The organism is Kitasatospora sp. NE20-6 (assembly GCF_045862635.1).
In genome coordinates this window covers 1-14,121 of the sequence record NZ_BPRL01000042.1, presented here as the reverse complement: position 1 = coordinate 14,121, position 14,121 = coordinate 1, and the positions used below count along the sequence as shown (strand labels likewise).

Sequence of the window (14,121 nt, the reverse complement as noted above, 5' to 3'; positions counted from 1 at the left end):
CCCAGAATCACTCGGGTCGGGGTGAGCGCCGGAGCTGCTCGAAGGTCTGCATCGGGCGTGCAGCGACCAGCCACCCAAGGGGATGGTCACTGTGCGTCCCATGGCAGAGACGCTACGCTTCGCACGGAATCAAGAGGACTGACTGCCGGTACGGGTAAAACCGCCTGTTCCACAAGGGTTGGTGACGACGTGACAGCTCATGGCGAGGCGCGGGGACTCGAAACACTGACTGTCGGCAGCCCCAGGCCCGGTCGGCGACTCGGAGCCGTCTCCGGGCACCTGGTCAAGGAGATCCGGGAGCGGGTCGGCTTCTCCCAGGACCAGATCGCAGAGCTTCTCGGGGTGGACAAGAGCACGATCCAGGGCTGGGAGTCCGGACGCAGATCGTTGAACGCCTCACGGGCAGGTTCGCTCCGCGCCATCAAGCGCAACTTCCTCCGTTTAGGAGGAGACCCTTCGATGATCATGCAACTCGATCAGGCGCTCGACGCGGACAGCATCATCAACTTCGTCGTCGACGGGCCTGCGGTCCAACGGGCCGACGACCACCCCCTCGCAAGCTGGGTACTCACCAGGGACACGACCCACATGCTGGCCTGGGCACTCACCGGAGGCGTCCCCGCCTCCCTCCCGAAAACCGAGAAGATACCTCGCCGAGGGCCAGCCCCGGGCTCCCCGAAGTTGCCACGAGACGAACTGGAGGCTTTCTTCAGCCAGATGCGCAGAGCAGCCGAGCTCGCGCAACAGTCCGGCGACGAAGCAGCCCTTCTCCGCCGACAAGCTCTCTACCTCTGCTCGTACGACATCTCCGCGGACACCGCAGCATGGCTCGCCGACGTGCGACGCAGAACACCGCGGACACACTCACCCGGGTGGTCCCCTGACTGGGCTGACGCGCGATCGGTGGCGACGTCGCTCACCCGGCACGGAGACAACGACGCCCTGGCCGCCTTCATGTCCACGGGCATGGGCGATGAAGCCGGAGAGGCAGCCAACCTGAACTACTGGGCTTACTGGCTCGGGATCGATTCCCTGCCCAAGAGCGACGACCACTTCATGGTCGCCGCACCGGCACAGTCTTGGGATGCACTCGCCCTCCTGCGCGGACTGACCGACAGACTGAAGCCCGGCCTCGGCGCGATCGATCTCAACGTCCACTCGGTGTGGGCTCTCCTTGCCCTCCGTCGGGGCATACTCACCGCGGACTCCGAGCTCAGTCGCCATCTGCAGAACCAGGTGACAGCGCTGCTCGACTCCGACGGAATCTCACCACAGGCCCGGCAGGAGCTCGTGTCCGTGCACTACGGTCTGAAGCTGACCACCTGATCTTCAGGAAGGACGATCACAGTGAACGACCGCCAGGAAGCCGAAGGCACCGTCGGCTACCTTCTGGAAGCAGGGGCCCTGAAGCGGGCGAAGCGCAGTGGCTGGTGGATCGCCGGCGTGAAGGATCCTGAGACGATCGCCGAGCACTCCTGGCGGACTGCCGTGATCGGCGCGGTCCTCGCCATGATGGAAGGGGCCGACCCTGCACGGGTCGCGCTGCTCTGTACGTTCCACGACACCCAGGAAACCCGCATCGGCGACATCCCCTGGATCGGTCGACGGTACATCCAGACCTCGTCCAACGAGGCGGTGACCGCCGATCAGGTGGCCGATGCGCACCCGGCCGTGGCCGAGGGAATCAGCGCTGTCGTCCACGACTACGAGAACGGCGATTCCCTGGAGGTCCAGGTCGCCCACGACGCGGACAAGCTGGAATGCATGATCCAAGGGCTGGAGTACCTCCAGCAGGGCTACCCTGCGGCCCAGGAATGGGTGGACAGCACCCGGGCCAAGCTCAAGCTGCCCTCTGCGATCGCACTGGCTGACGCCGCCCAGACCATGTCGCTGGCCGACTGGCAGCGTACGTACCTGCGCTAGTTGAAGCCTGATTCATGCGGCTGGTTAAGAGGGTGTCTCATGTGGCTGCTAGGGAGCGTATCGGGTTGTGATCAATCTGCGGGTTTCATCCTCGTGGCCGTGCCTGATCCGGTAGATCGTGTTGTGTGACGCGAGTGCAACTGACTGATGCCGAGTGGGAGTTCATCGGGCCTTACCTGCCGATCGGTGAGTACGGCCCGTACCCCGAGCGGCTGCGTCGACAGTTCGAGGGTGTGATCTGGCGGTTCCGGACGGGCGGCCAGTGGCGGGAGATGCCGCAGGAGTTCGGCGCCTGGTCGACGGTCCACAACCGCTTCCGGCAGTGGAGGGATGCCGGGGTCTTCGAGGCCCTGCTGGAGGGCGCGATCGCGGAGGCCGCGAAGCGGGGTGAGGTGGACCTGTCGCTGGTCAGCGCGGATTCCACCACCGTCCGAGCCCACCACGACGCCGCCGGGATGCACCTCGATCCCGACACGCTCGCCGATCTGGAGAAGGCCTCCGAGGAGGCGGAGAAGGCCCGGCAAAAGGTGCCCCTATGGTCTTCGTCAACCGGTCACGGCGGTCGGTGGCTGGTAGAGGGTGCCGTCTCGGAGCATGGCGAAGAGGACGTCGATGCGGCGGCGGGCGAGGGCGGCGACGTGGTGCTTGCCTTCGCGTCGTTTCCGGTCGTAGTAGGCGCGTGACTCGGGTTGGGACAGTGAGGCGAATGCGGCAAGGTAGAAGGCCCGTTTGAGCTGCTTGTTGCCGCGCCGGGAGGGGTGTTCGCCGGGGATGGAGGAGCCGGACGCGCGGGTGACGGGCGCCAGGCCCGCGTAGGCCACGAGGTGGCCGGCGGTCGGGAAGGTGCTTGCGTCGCCGACGTCGACGAGGATCCGGGCGGCGGTCCTGATCCCGATGCCGGGCATCGAGGTCAGGACCGGGGAAAGAGACATCTCAGGGGGCTAAGTAGTCAAGCGGCGGCCGCGATTGACGATGTCACGGAGGAGGTGAAGGCGCGATGTTCGTCGAACAGCTGTCGGCTTTGCAGGCAGTGGAAGAGCTGACCCAGCAGGCGGTTCAGGAGGTTGCGTTGGGCGCCGGCGTGCCAGTCTCCGTGCTCGCGTCGGCGGCGGTAGTGGGCGTCGGCGCCCGGCGAGGCGGTGAGGGCTGCGAAGGCCCAGAGGAATCCGGCGTGCATGAGTCGGTTGTTCTTGACCATGCGTCGGCCGACGTAGCTCTTCTTGCCGGAGGCGCGGGTGATGGGTGCGGAGCCGGCGTAGGCCTTGAGGCCGCGGGCGTCGGCGAAGCGGGTCGGATCGTCGCCGATTTCCGCCAGGACCCGCGCGGCGAGCTGGACTCCGAGGCCGGGGAAGCTGAGGTATATCTCGGCGTCCGGGTGGTCGCGGAAGGCGGTCTCGACCGCGTCGGCGAGGTCGCCTGCGGCCTGGCAGGCCGCGTCGAACTGCTTCAACAGTGCGAGCAGCTGGTGGCCGAAGGCGTCCTCGACCGGGTCGGGGTGGCGGGCGTGCTCGGCCCGGAAGACGTCGCGGAGCCGTTCGGCCTCGGCGTCGATTCCGCGCTGGCGGCCGGCGCGCTTGAGCGCGGCCCGCAGCTGGGACAGGGAAAGCTTCGCGGCCCTGGCCGGGGTCGGTGCGGTGGTGAGGACGGCGCGGGCGTCCGGGCGGGTGAGGCCGCCGGCCTTGTGCTGGAAGGCTTCGAGGGCGGCGGGGTAGTACTCGCGCAGGAGGGAGCGGATCTGGTTGCCGAGCTGCTGGCGGTTCCAGACGGCATCCTGTTGGGCGCGGGCCAATACGGTGACGGCCCGGCTCTGGTCGGAGTCGGCCGGCAGGGGGCGGTGCATGGGCATGTCGGTGCGCAGGATGTTCGCCAGAACCAGGGCGTCGCCCGGGTCGGACTTCTTGCGGGAGACGCCGTGCCGGTCGCGGTAGCGGGCGGCGGCCAGCGGGTTGATCGCGAACACCTGCCGTTCGCCGGTACGCAGGGCGGCGACCAGCAGGCCGTGGCTGGTCTCGATCGCCACCGGGATCGGCGTCTCAGGGCTGTCACCGTGCTCGGCGAGCAGGTCCAGCAGCAGCCGGTAGCCGGCCGCGTCGTCGGTGATCCGGCGCTTGGCCACCAGCTCACCGACCTCGTCGACCAGAGCGACGTCGTGATGCGACTCCGCCCAGTCGATACCGCAGAAGATCTTCAACCGACTCTCCCAACGTTGCCTGTTTCCGCAGGTCACGAGCACATGCGGGTCACGCGGCGCCCTAATCCCAGGACTCTTCGGTCCGCCATCTCAGTAGCCGTTCATGACACCAGCGCGCCCCAGGGGCCCCCATCTGCACCAGAGCTCGAAGGCTCGCGGATTCAAGAAGAGGTCAGCCCTGGAACGGGCTCGCACCACGACCACGGAACCACGATCACCGATGGGTTTCGCGGCGGCCTGAAAACGCCGGACCGTGCCGCTCTCTTTCGAGACCTCGCAGGTCAGGGTGGGCCCAGGTATCAGACCGGCGACCCGCGACCACCACGAAACCCACCACCGTGACGGCACCGCTCTTCGTCGAGGCCTGACCGACCAGGAGTAAGGAAGGCATCCATCACAGCAAACGGTTCAGGAGCCCAGTCGGGGCGCCCTGGGACCGCCTACACACAGGATTAGGGTGGGCCTCCAGCAGTTCCTCGATCCTCGCGGCGAGGAGTCTGCGCTGGTCGAGCACAGAGTTGAGTGAGCCGGCAAGGCTGGAAACGATCAGCGCGGCGGCCTCGGTACCGGGGACGACGACGGTCTGTTCGTCGAGGGCGGTGAAGATGTCCTCGACCAGGCGCTCGGCCATCCGTGGGGCCTTGGGCCGCAGCAGTGTGATCAGTCGGCGTCGGGGCGCCTTGCGCAACTGGGCCGGGGAGCCGTGGCGTTCAAGCAGGGTGAGGACGGCCGGGTGGTCCAGTCGCGGGCCCAGCACGCGCTCGAGGGACGGGTGGATCTGGGTGAGGAGGCCGCGCAGGCGGTTCTTGATCCTCGTCGACTCGCCGGCGATCATCTCGAGCTCGGCGACGGTCTCGTCGGCCGGCACCAGGTCGCGCAGGGTGTGCGGCATGGTGCGGGCGGCGTCCGCGATGACGTGCGCGTCGCGGGCGTCGGTCCTCGCCTCGCCCGGGTAGAGGTCGGCGATCCGGCGCATGGTCAGGCCGGGCAGGTAGGCGATGCGGCAGCCGGTGTCGCGGGCGACGGCCAGCGGCAGGGCGCCGACGGTGGCCGGCTGGTCGACCACCACCAGCATGGTCCCGTGCTTGGCCTGCAGCTTCGTGAACAGCTCACGGAGCCTGGGCTCGTTGTTGGGCAGTGCCTTGTCGAAGACCTTCTTGCCGGCCGGCGTGAGCGCGGTTGCATGGTGCTCGCCCTTGCCGACGTCCAGGCCGAGATAGAGATCTATGCCGTCGGTGCTGGTCAACTGCCCCTCCCAGGTCTCGTCCTCCCCGGCCCTGCGGCATCGGCGTGCCGGCATCCACGTTACGGAGAGCCTGCCTCACCCAGTGCGGGATCCGGCGCTCAAGCCCCTCATCAGCGGTCTGCCAACGCCTCCGAGCCCGGTGACACCACCTTTTCGATCATGACCGACAAGGGGCGCAAGTCATGCCGGGCCGGGAGTCCGGGAACCCATTGCGGGGCCACGAAAACGGTAACGGGGGCCTCCATACCGGTCCCAGCCCCGTCGACCGAGGTAAACCCGGTTCCAAGGTGCACGTCCTGTCCGACCTCGCAGGGCTGCCTCTCGTTGTCGGTATCTCCGCGGGCAACGTCCACGACCAACATGGCCTGATCCCGCTGGTCCAGGCCCTCCAGATGAAACACGACCCGGAGCGGGGCCTGAGCTACAAGCCGCGCAAGGTCAACGCCGACAAGGCCTACGACAGCCCCGGCCTGCGGAAATGGCTCCGCCGAGAGCGCATCCTGCCCCGGATCGCCCGCAGGGGCGTCGAGTGCCAGCCAGACCCTGGGACGCCACAGGTGGGTCATCGAGCGCACGATGGCCTGGCTCACCGGCTACCGCCGGATCGCTCGCCGCTACGAACGCGACCACCTGCTCTACCTGGCCTTCTACGACCTCGCCGCCGTCATCACATGCCACAAACGACTGATCAAACTCACCACGTAGGACAAGATCTTAGCGCGGACGAAGGTCAGGAGCAGGTCAATGCCCTTGCTCTCCCCGAGCCACTTCTCTTCCTCGGCACGCTTGCGCCGTGGCACGAGGCCCCCTCGATCTCCGCGGGGCGGGGCAGCAGCCCAACCGGCGCCGCGCCCGGCAGGGCCTGGACCGCGGCCTGACACACCACCGTCCGCCGCGCCCAAGGGTAGGCGGCTATTCTTCGGACGCACCTTTCGCCAGCCGCCCAACGCATACTCCGCCCCCTCGCCCAAAAAGCCGCCGCGTCGAACCCACTTCGCTACGTCTGGAAACCCTACTACCGAGCGGTCACCCGCCCAGCCTCCTGGGCCAGGCATCGCTACCCGGCTCTGGTCAGCGCCGCGAGATTGCGCCGGACCGTCTCGGTGAGTGGGTGGGCGTCACCCATCACCAGCTCGCAGTCGCGCAACGTGTCCCGGTAGAGGGCGACCGCCTCGTCCCGCCGCCCGGCTTCCTCGTAGGCGCTGGCGAGGTTGCTGTAGGACGCGAGCACATCTGGGTGGTGAGGGCCGAGCACGCGCCTGCGCTTCTCCAAGTTCTCCTCATACAACGTGAGGGCCCTGAGCGGATCACCGACCGCGTCGTAGGCGCCGGCCAGGTTGTTGGCGGCGGTCAGGGTGACGGGGTGCTCGGGTCCCAGGACTCGCTCGTAGTCGGCCACGGTCGCCTCAAGCAGTTGCCGCGCCCGGTCGGGTTCGCCACCGCGCAGCAGGGCCAGTGCCAGGTTCGCTCGTGCGATCAGGGTGTTGGGGTGTGTGTCCCCCAATAGCCGGGCGCAGTCGTCGACTTCGTGTTCCAGCAGCGGCAGCGCTCGCCGCAGGTCGCCGTTCTCCCAGTAGGCGACGGCGAGGTTGTTGCGGGCGGTGAGGGTGTCCTGGTGCTCAGGGCCGAGGACCCTCTCGTACTCGATCCGGTTGACCTCGAACAGCGCCAGCGCATCCGGGTACCGGCCAGCGGCACGGTAGGTGCTGGCGAGGTTCTGCCGGGCGGCAAGGACATCGGGGTGGCCGGGGCCCAGGCCCTGTAGGCAGTCTTCCAGTGTGCGCTCGAGCAGGGTAACGGCGTCCGTCAGGTTGCCCGCCTCGCGGTAGGCGGCGGCCAGGTTGCTGCGTGAAGTGATGGTGTCTTGGTTGTGTGGTCCGAGTACTCGCTCCCGGTCGGCGAGGGCGCGTTCGAGCATCGGAAGCGCCGACGTCAGGTCGCCGGCGCTGAGCAGGGCGTAGGCGAGGCTGTTGCGGGATCGCAGGGTCTCGGGGTGGTCGCCGCCAAGGACTCGGATCCGATGCTGCAGGTTCTGCTCCAGCAGCGGGAGCGCCGAGTCGAGGTGGCCTGCGGCGTGGTGGGCGCCTGCGAGGTTGTGCCGGGAGGTCAGGGTTGCGGGGTGCTCATCGCCGAGCAGGCGGATGCTGCGGAAGAGGATCCGCTCCAGCAGCGGAATCGCTCGCTCGGGCTCACCGGTCACCTGGTAGGCGTAGGCCAGATTGCCGGCCACCGTCAGGCTCTCCTCGTCGTCAGGGCCCAACGTCTGCTCGTGCGCAGCCATGGCCCGTTCCAGCATCTCGACAGCCGATGCGGTGCCACCGCGGGCCAGCAGCGCTCCCGCCAGAGCGGCCAGGATCGCCAGGGTGGTCGGATGCTCCTGGCCGAGGAACCGCGCACCAGTTTCCAGGGCGCGGTGAAAGAGATCGACGGCTTCGTCGATCCGGCCTGCCATCTGATAGGCGCCCGCAAGGTTGCCGAGCGCGGCGAGGGTGGCCCGGTCCGCCTCGCCGACGGTCCTTTGGTAGCCCGCGTGCGATCGTCCCAGGAAGCTCAACGCGCCTACCGGGTCGCCCTGCTCGCAGAGAAAGAGTCCGGTCTGGTTGAGCAGGTGGGCGGTGACCGGCGTGTCCGAGTGCGGTGTCGACCGGTCGGCCAGTGCGATGATGTGGGGCAGCAGGCTCTGCCACTTCGACCAGCCCCTGGGGTTGTGCACGGCCGGGGCGTACTGGTCCAACAGGCGGGTAGCGGAGGCCAGTGCGGCCTCGATGTCAGCGGGCTGCCGGAGCGGATCCCGATCGTCCACGGTGCGGACCAGGGTCTGCACCAGTCGGTGGACGGAAACGGTGTCTTCGGTGAGGTGGACCAGGCTATGCGCGGACAGTGCGCCCAGGGCCGAACTGGTCTGGCCAGGGCTCCGCTCGTCCGCGGCCTGCAACAGGGCGATGGGCACCGCCTCGTGGCTGTACCAGCTCAGCACCCGCAGCAGCGGCAATGCCTGCGGAACGTGCGCCACGGCTGCCAGTGCCCGGCCGAACACCTCCGCCACAGTCTGGGCCGAGCTCTCGGCCCGGATCGAGCCCTCTGCGAAGTCGTTGAACCGCTCGGCCAGCAGGTAGCGGTACTGAGCGGCGGTCATGCCCGTCTCGATGAGGTAGGCGCCCGCCATGGTGAGGGCCAGCGGCAGGCACCCGAGGTCAGCCGCCAGTTCGCGCAGTTCGGCGCGCTCCGCCGTGTGGACATTGCCGGACCGGCTCTCGAGCATCCCGGCAAACAGGGTGACGGCGGCTTCCGGGGTCAAGGCGTCGAGACGGATGACCATGGTGGCGAACCGGTGCCAGCCGTGAGCCAGCCGACTGGTCACAATGGTCCCGCCGCCCTTGCCGTGCAGCCTCGCGAGCAGCGGCTCGACGTCTGCCGCGTCGGTGACGTCGTCCAGCACGAGTAGCCAGTCCTCGTGTTCGACGAGCCACTGGACGGCACGGGCAGCTGCCGCCTCCATCGGCAGGGCAGTGGCAAGTGCGGGCTGGAGGGCGACGGCCAGAGCGGCCAGGCCGGCATCGAGCGCGCTTGGGGAGTTCGCCGACATCCACCAGGTCGGGCCCGTCCCGCTTCGTCGGCTTGCGTGGGCCAAGGCGAGCGTGGACTTGCCGATGCCACCGAGCCCGGACAGCACCGCGACCCGGCCGGGGTGAGCCATCACGGTGTCCAGTTTGCGCAGCTCGTCATCCCGGCCGACCACAGGTGTGGCCATCGACGGCAGGTTCGACAGACCGGACGGGGCCGTCACACTGTGGACGTTCGTCATCAGTCCGGTCTGCCACACCGACCCCTGGATGGCGACGTCGCCGAAGTTGTTGATCCGGCCGTGCCCGGAGGCGGCCAAGCTGCCTCCGGACTGGGTGTTCTTATCAGGCATCGGGATCCCCCTCGTCGTACTTCAGCGTCCGGAGGAACTGGAGCGCAAGGCGCGGGTCGCGGATCTCCACACCCTTGTACGTGGCGATCACCGGCGGAAGTCCGTGGTCGGGCGCCACCACGACAACCGCAGTTGGTGAATCGCCAACCGGGCCGCGCGCCACCGCCAAGGCGCGGTGCGCCCGGTTGGACGAGAACACGATCTCGGCGCCAAGGCCGCGGGTGCCGAACTGCGGGACTGGCATGCCGGCACGCTCGGCAAGGCGCGCGGTGACTGCTTTGTAGACCGAGGCCATGTCCAGGAACTCCCCGACGTCCTCGACACCGTCGCGCAGCACGTGCATCAGCTCACCGGTGAATACGCTGTACTCCTCACCCACCGGCGACAGCGCCTTGCGGGTGGCGGCGGACGCGGTGAGCACACAGACGCCCTCGATCTCGGCCTTGCTCGCCACCAGGGCGTCCAACTCCGCCTGGTCGGGCGGCGTTCCGGCCCCCATCTCCCCGTTCAGCGCCTCTCCGCTGTAGCAGCAGTCGAGGATGACCACCGTCCGACGGGCCCGGCGCCCCGCCGTGCGCAGCCGGTTCCGGAGCTTGTCGTAGCTCAGGCAGTCGTCCTCCCAGCGCACGCCGCTGAGGGCCAGGTGCAGTTCCTGCGACTGGCCCACCAGCAGACCGTGGCCGGCGAAGTACAGCAGGAGGGTGTCGGTCGCCTCACCGGCCACCCGCTCCACTTCTTCCAGGACCTCGTGCGGGTAGGCCGGCTCCCGGATCGACACGCAGTGCTCGTCCGGCAGCGCCCACACCGTCCCATCCGTGAGCAGGCTCCGCATCGCGGCCAAGTTCCTCTTCACGGCAGGTAGTTCGCCCATTCCCAGACCGTCCGAGGCACTGTGCACCCCGATCAGGATCGCCCGGGACCCGGCGGGGTCCGGCAAGGTCACGAGGTCGTGTCACCTTCACCCGCGGTGCGGCCCTCTGATGCGAGCAGGGTGTCGACAGTGCGCTGGAGCACGGCCGGATCGTCCCCGGCGACCTCGACCCTCACCTCTCCGCAGCGGATCACCACGGTGGGCGCGGCGGCCAGGCGCCGGCTCTGGCGTCTGGCGTCCCTCCAAGCGGCGATCGCGACGAGCAGGCCGCCGAGTCCGGTCGCGTCCGCGATCACGGCCTGGACGACGTCGATGACGTCCATCTCGCCCAGCCCCGGCTCGGAGGCCGCAACGCTGAGCTCGGCCTGCGCGGCCACCGGATCACTGCGCAGCCAGCGCAGCAGATCCCCTCCGCCGCTCTCCGGCTCAATCCGCACGAGCACGACGCGCCCCTTCCCCGGTACCCCATCCGGGTCCCAACCCGGCCAAGTGCAAGCCTGCCGGAGCCGGGACGTTTCGGGCGGGCTTTTGCCATATCCGGCACCGCCCTCCGCCTAGTACTCCAGTGCGACTTCGTGATCTAGGTGTCTGAGCCGCTGGTGAGCCGTCGTCGGTAGTGGCAGCGTCTGGCCTGTGCCTGGTGGAGTCTGCGCCAGGTTGACCAGGCCAGAAGGCGGTGCGGAGGTGCGGTCGGCCGTCTGAACAGCGTGCCGATGAGGTGGCGGATCTCCGGGATGGTCAGGTCGATCGGGTCGCTGCTGCGTACTGGACGGTTCGGGTCCGTGGTGCCCTGGTTGGGCTTCGCGCTGACGGCGACGGCGGCGAGGAAGGCCAGCGCGAGCATGGCCAGGGTGATGTGGCGGTGCCAAGAGGTCCAGTGGCGGACCTGGTAGTGGTCCAGGCCAACCTGGCCTTTTGCGGCTTGGAAGCACTCTTCTATGCACCACCTGGTCCCGGCGACGCGCACCAGCGCGGACAGGGCCACCTCGCCCGGTGACCAGCACAGATAGAAGGCGAGTTCGCCGGTTGCGGGGTTGCGGCGGATCAGCAGGCACCGGTTCTTGTCCGCTCCGGTCTGCACCCACGCCCAGTCGTAGTAGCGCGGGCCCTTCGCTCCGGCGCCAGCGCTCTGCCTGTGCCAGGTATCCCGGGGCAGTGACGCGGCCACGGTGCCGGCCTGGACCACTGTGCGGTTCTCGTTGATCCGCACCTTGGTGGTGCAGGCGACCGCCAGGACGTAGCCGATCCCGCGCGCCTCCAGGACGGAGCGAAGCTGGGGGTCCTGGCCGTAGACCTCATCGCCGGTCACCCACGAGGACGAGCACCCGGCGTCCAAGGCCGCCTCGATCATCTGCAATGCCAGGCGGGGCTTGGTGGCAAACTCCACCTGCTCGGGCACCCCGGAGCCCGACCGGCGATCGGGATCCCGGCACCAGGTGTGCTCGGGAAGGTAGAGCCGACGGTCGATCAGAGCCCGCCCCCGCGACGATGCGTAGGCGAGGAACACGCCGACCTGGGCATTCTCGATCCGACCGGCAGTGCCGGTGTACTGCCGCTGCACGCCCGCCGAACGGAGGCCCTTCTTCAAGAACCCTGTCTCGTCCACGACCAACACCCCGTCACCGCCGAGGTGGTCCAGCACATAGGAACGGACCTCGGCGCGCACCCCGTCAGCGTCCCAGCGTGCGCTTCGCAGCAGCCGCTGCATCGCGCCGGGGCGGGCATGGCCGGCTTCCTCAGCCAGCTGCCAGCAGTTCTTGCGTTCGACGCCCGACAGCAATCCGAGGACGAACGCCCGTGCCGTCGCCCTCGGTTCCACTCGGCGGAACCGGCCCGCGATGCGGGCCATGGCCTGGTCGAACATCGCCCGCCAGCGGGCAGGGTCTACGCTATGGCCCTCGGCCATCGCGCCATCTTCAGAAGTCCACACAACCTCTGATGATCACGCGGTGGCCGCTTCCGTATCGGCCCCTGCCGCCAACTGGTGCCATGCATGGGTGCATCCGTCGGCGCAGAACCGCTCCCGGCGGCGCTTGTCCGCCACCCCCAGTAGCGCGACCAGCAGCCGAAACGCCTTCACCCGCTCGTCCTGCGGCAGATTGATGATCTTTGTCAGCTGCCCGGCCAACTGTCCACGCGTGATCAGCACCGCCGGGGTGTGCGTCGGCCGGATACCGGCGAGTCGCACGCTCTCGGGCCCATCCTTCACCGTCGCACGCGCCTGAATGCAGTGCCCGCCCAGATCCCGCAGGACCTCGAACTGGTCCTCGGAGGGGAGGGCTTCGAACCACTCGACACCCTGCCCGAGCGGGCGCAGGCCCTGCGCGAGTTCGTTCAACATGACCGTGCGCTCGTCCATCCGCCCACCTCCGCGACTCGGCTGAGGCCAGAAGGCCCCCGTAAGTCATCGAACCAGATCGCGAAGTATGACTGGAGTACTAGGCTGCGCGGGATGGCCGCCCTTTCCACCCGCACCTCCATCAACGGCTGTCGTCGACGGTCGGCATGGCCACGGATGGATACCTTCCATTGGCACACGACGTCAGACCGGCCCCTTTCGACATGCCAGTGCGAAGCACGATCAGGTGAGCCGGTGGGTGTGTCTGACGCCGCGGGCGTTGGTGCGGCGCGAGGCAACACTCGATCACGTCGTTGCTCGAATCTTGGTTGGTATGGCCGAGGCTGACAACGTAGAGATGGCCTGCCGGTTTTGCAATTGCGGTAAAGGCGCTCGGTGGTTCCCGGGAGAGTGGATCCCCCAGCCGCGCTGCCAACGTCGACCATTGCAAGTGGTTTACGATCTTCAAGCCTCTGACCTGTGGTTTTGCTGGGGCAGCCCGAGCTGAACCGCCCCGGCTGTCTCGGCGGACGGGCGACCTGGATCGCACCGCGCGGTGAGCTGGCCACGTGGCCAACCGCTGTTGGGCGGCCGTGCCTTGGTTGCAGATGCCCGCCGCTGTGGGTTTCGGGTGGTACTGATAGAGGAGAAGGGCGCGGCAGCGAGGAGCACTGGTGGCAGCCATGGACGAAGACCCGAAGCCGCTGCGGCTGAGTGCGCTGGTCAGCCAGAAACAGACCGGCTCTCTGCCGCCGCCGCTGGCGGCGGACATCCTGCCGTGCGGCAAGCTCGCACCACCGGTGTTCGAACGTCTGGTCGGTGAGACGATGTGGCTGGTGGACGGGATGAACGACATCCGCGGCTATGGGCGCTCCGGTCAGGACCAGGGCGGCCTTGACCTGATCGGCCGCAAGGACGGGAAGACACACGTCTACCAGGTCCGGCGGATCGTTTCGCTCAGCCCTGCCGCGCTGCGCACGGCGGTGACCGACTTCGCCGGCCCGCCCAGAACGCGCACCCCCGAGCCGCAGTGGAAGAAGCGGCGCTTTGATGCGGTCCGGTTCGTCCTGGCAGTCGGCTGCGAGCTGGAGGTGGACGACACCGCGGTTGAGGACGAGCTTGTCGCGCTCCAGGACGCCTACCACGGCGACCTGGAGATCGAGTTGTACGACGCCCAGGCTCTGACCCGCTTCCTGCGCGAGCGCCCGAGCATCGTGGGTGGCGTGTTCGGCCCCGAGTGGGCGAAAGCCCTCTACGGACTCGAACTCCCGGCCGCGCCGGCGTTGCCGAACGCCTACGCCCTGCTTAACGACCCTCTGGAGCACCTGGACCGGGCGCCCGCGCTGGCCAGGGCCGAGGAACTGTCCGCTGCCGCACCTTCGCAGGCGGCCGAACTGATGGCCGACCTCGTCGAAGACCTCACGCAAGCCGGCTACCAAGCCCATGCCGAGGCGATCCGGGTTGGGTGCAGATCTTGTGAGGGTGCCTCGTTGGAGTGATTCGCTGGGGCTTGTCCTGTGGGGGCGCGGGGCGGTCTCTAGCGTCGGCGAGGTGAGCCCGCCGACGGGTGCGGGTGTTGGTTGAGGGTGGGGTGGCGGGGTGCCGTCGTTGATGGCCGCGTTGGAGGCCAGGGAGA

The 14,121-nt window shown here is 68.4% G+C and carries 9 protein-coding genes and 4 pseudogenes; 5 read left to right on the top strand and 8 right to left on the bottom strand.

The annotated features are described in order from the left end of the window. Positions 1 to 189 precede the first annotated feature (189 nt). The 3 genes and pseudogenes from SNE206_RS26275 to SNE206_RS26265 form a co-directional block, all read left to right on the top strand. A complete protein-coding gene (locus SNE206_RS26275) occupies positions 190 to 1,326 on the top strand; it encodes a helix-turn-helix domain-containing protein (protein WP_407915968.1) in 1,137 nt (378 codons plus the stop codon). Positions 1,327 to 1,347: 21 nt separating this feature from the next. Continuing rightward, positions 1,348 to 1,923 carry an HD domain-containing protein gene (locus SNE206_RS26270; RefSeq protein ID WP_407915967.1) on the top strand — a complete coding sequence of 192 codons (576 nt, stop codon included), beginning with the start codon at positions 1,348 to 1,350 and terminating at the stop codon, positions 1,921 to 1,923. Between the two features lie 125 nt (positions 1,924 to 2,048). Beyond that, positions 2,049 to 2,450 (top strand): annotated as a pseudogene (locus tag SNE206_RS26265) (transposase); the annotation flags it as partial. Between the two features lie 18 nt (positions 2,451 to 2,468). Here SNE206_RS26265 and SNE206_RS26260 read toward each other — a convergent pair. From SNE206_RS26260 to SNE206_RS26250, 3 genes and pseudogenes are all read right to left on the bottom strand, one after another. Further along, positions 2,469 to 2,849: pseudogene (locus SNE206_RS26260) on the bottom strand (transposase); the annotation flags it as partial. A gap of 23 nt (positions 2,850 to 2,872) precedes the next feature. Continuing rightward, positions 2,873 to 4,150: an IS110 family transposase gene (locus SNE206_RS26255; protein WP_407915966.1), complete on the bottom strand. Its 1,278-nt coding sequence runs from the start codon at positions 4,148 to 4,150 to the stop codon at positions 2,873 to 2,875. 418 nt (positions 4,151 to 4,568) lie between these two features. Further along, positions 4,569 to 5,360: pseudogene (locus SNE206_RS26250) on the bottom strand (IS110 family transposase); the annotation flags it as partial. A 233-nt stretch (positions 5,361 to 5,593) separates the two neighbouring features. Here SNE206_RS26250 and SNE206_RS26245 point away from each other — a divergent pair. Beyond that, positions 5,594 to 6,065, top strand: a pseudogene (locus SNE206_RS26245) (IS5 family transposase); the annotation flags it as partial. Positions 6,066 to 6,417: 352 nt separating this feature from the next. Here the strand turns inward: SNE206_RS26245 and fxsT are convergent. The 5 genes from fxsT to SNE206_RS26220 all read right to left on the bottom strand — a co-directional run bounded on the left by fxsT (position 6,418) and on the right by SNE206_RS26220 (position 12,506). Beyond that, positions 6,418 to 9,276 (bottom strand): FxSxx-COOH system tetratricopeptide repeat protein, encoded by a 2,859-nt coding sequence (gene fxsT / locus SNE206_RS26240; protein WP_407915965.1) that lies wholly within the window; start codon positions 9,274 to 9,276, stop codon positions 6,418 to 6,420. After that, complete coding sequence (locus SNE206_RS26235) at positions 9,269 to 10,219, bottom strand: caspase, EACC1-associated type (protein WP_407915964.1); 951 nt, start codon at positions 10,217 to 10,219, stop codon at positions 9,269 to 9,271. The genes fxsT and SNE206_RS26235 overlap by 8 nt, the downstream gene beginning before the upstream one ends. Continuing rightward, on the bottom strand, positions 10,216 to 10,590 hold the full coding sequence (locus SNE206_RS26230) for an effector-associated constant component EACC1 (RefSeq protein WP_407915963.1): 375 nt from the start codon (positions 10,588 to 10,590) through the stop codon (positions 10,216 to 10,218). Before SNE206_RS26230 ends, SNE206_RS26235 begins: the two co-directional genes overlap by 4 nt. 137 nt (positions 10,591 to 10,727) lie before the next feature. Next, positions 10,728 to 12,011 carry an IS701 family transposase gene (locus SNE206_RS26225; RefSeq protein WP_407915994.1) on the bottom strand — a complete coding sequence of 428 codons (1,284 nt, stop codon included), beginning with the start codon at positions 12,009 to 12,011 and terminating at the stop codon, positions 10,728 to 10,730. A gap of 78 nt (positions 12,012 to 12,089) precedes the next feature. Further along, on the bottom strand, positions 12,090 to 12,506 hold the full coding sequence (locus SNE206_RS26220) for a DUF5958 family protein (RefSeq protein WP_407915962.1): 417 nt from the start codon (positions 12,504 to 12,506) through the stop codon (positions 12,090 to 12,092). A gap of 653 nt (positions 12,507 to 13,159) precedes the next feature. Here SNE206_RS26220 and SNE206_RS26215 point away from each other — a divergent pair. Then, entirely contained in the window at positions 13,160 to 13,984 is an 825-nt protein-coding gene (locus tag SNE206_RS26215; RefSeq protein ID WP_407915961.1) for a hypothetical protein, read from the top strand. Positions 13,985 to 14,121: the final 137 nt, after the last annotated feature.

What these genes read in the sequence shown, in the direction of transcription:
- SNE206_RS26225 (WP_407915994.1), bottom strand. Translation starts at nt 12,011, where the DNA reads ATGTTCGACCAGGCCATGGCCCGCATCGCGGGCCGGTTCCGCCGAGTG.
- fxsT (WP_407915965.1), bottom strand. Translation starts at nt 9,276, where the DNA reads ATGCCTGATAAGAACACCCAGTCCGGAGGCAGCTTGGCCGCCTCCGGG.
- SNE206_RS26220 (WP_407915962.1), bottom strand. Translation starts at nt 12,506, where the DNA reads ATGGACGAGCGCACGGTCATGTTGAACGAACTCGCGCAGGGCCTGCGC.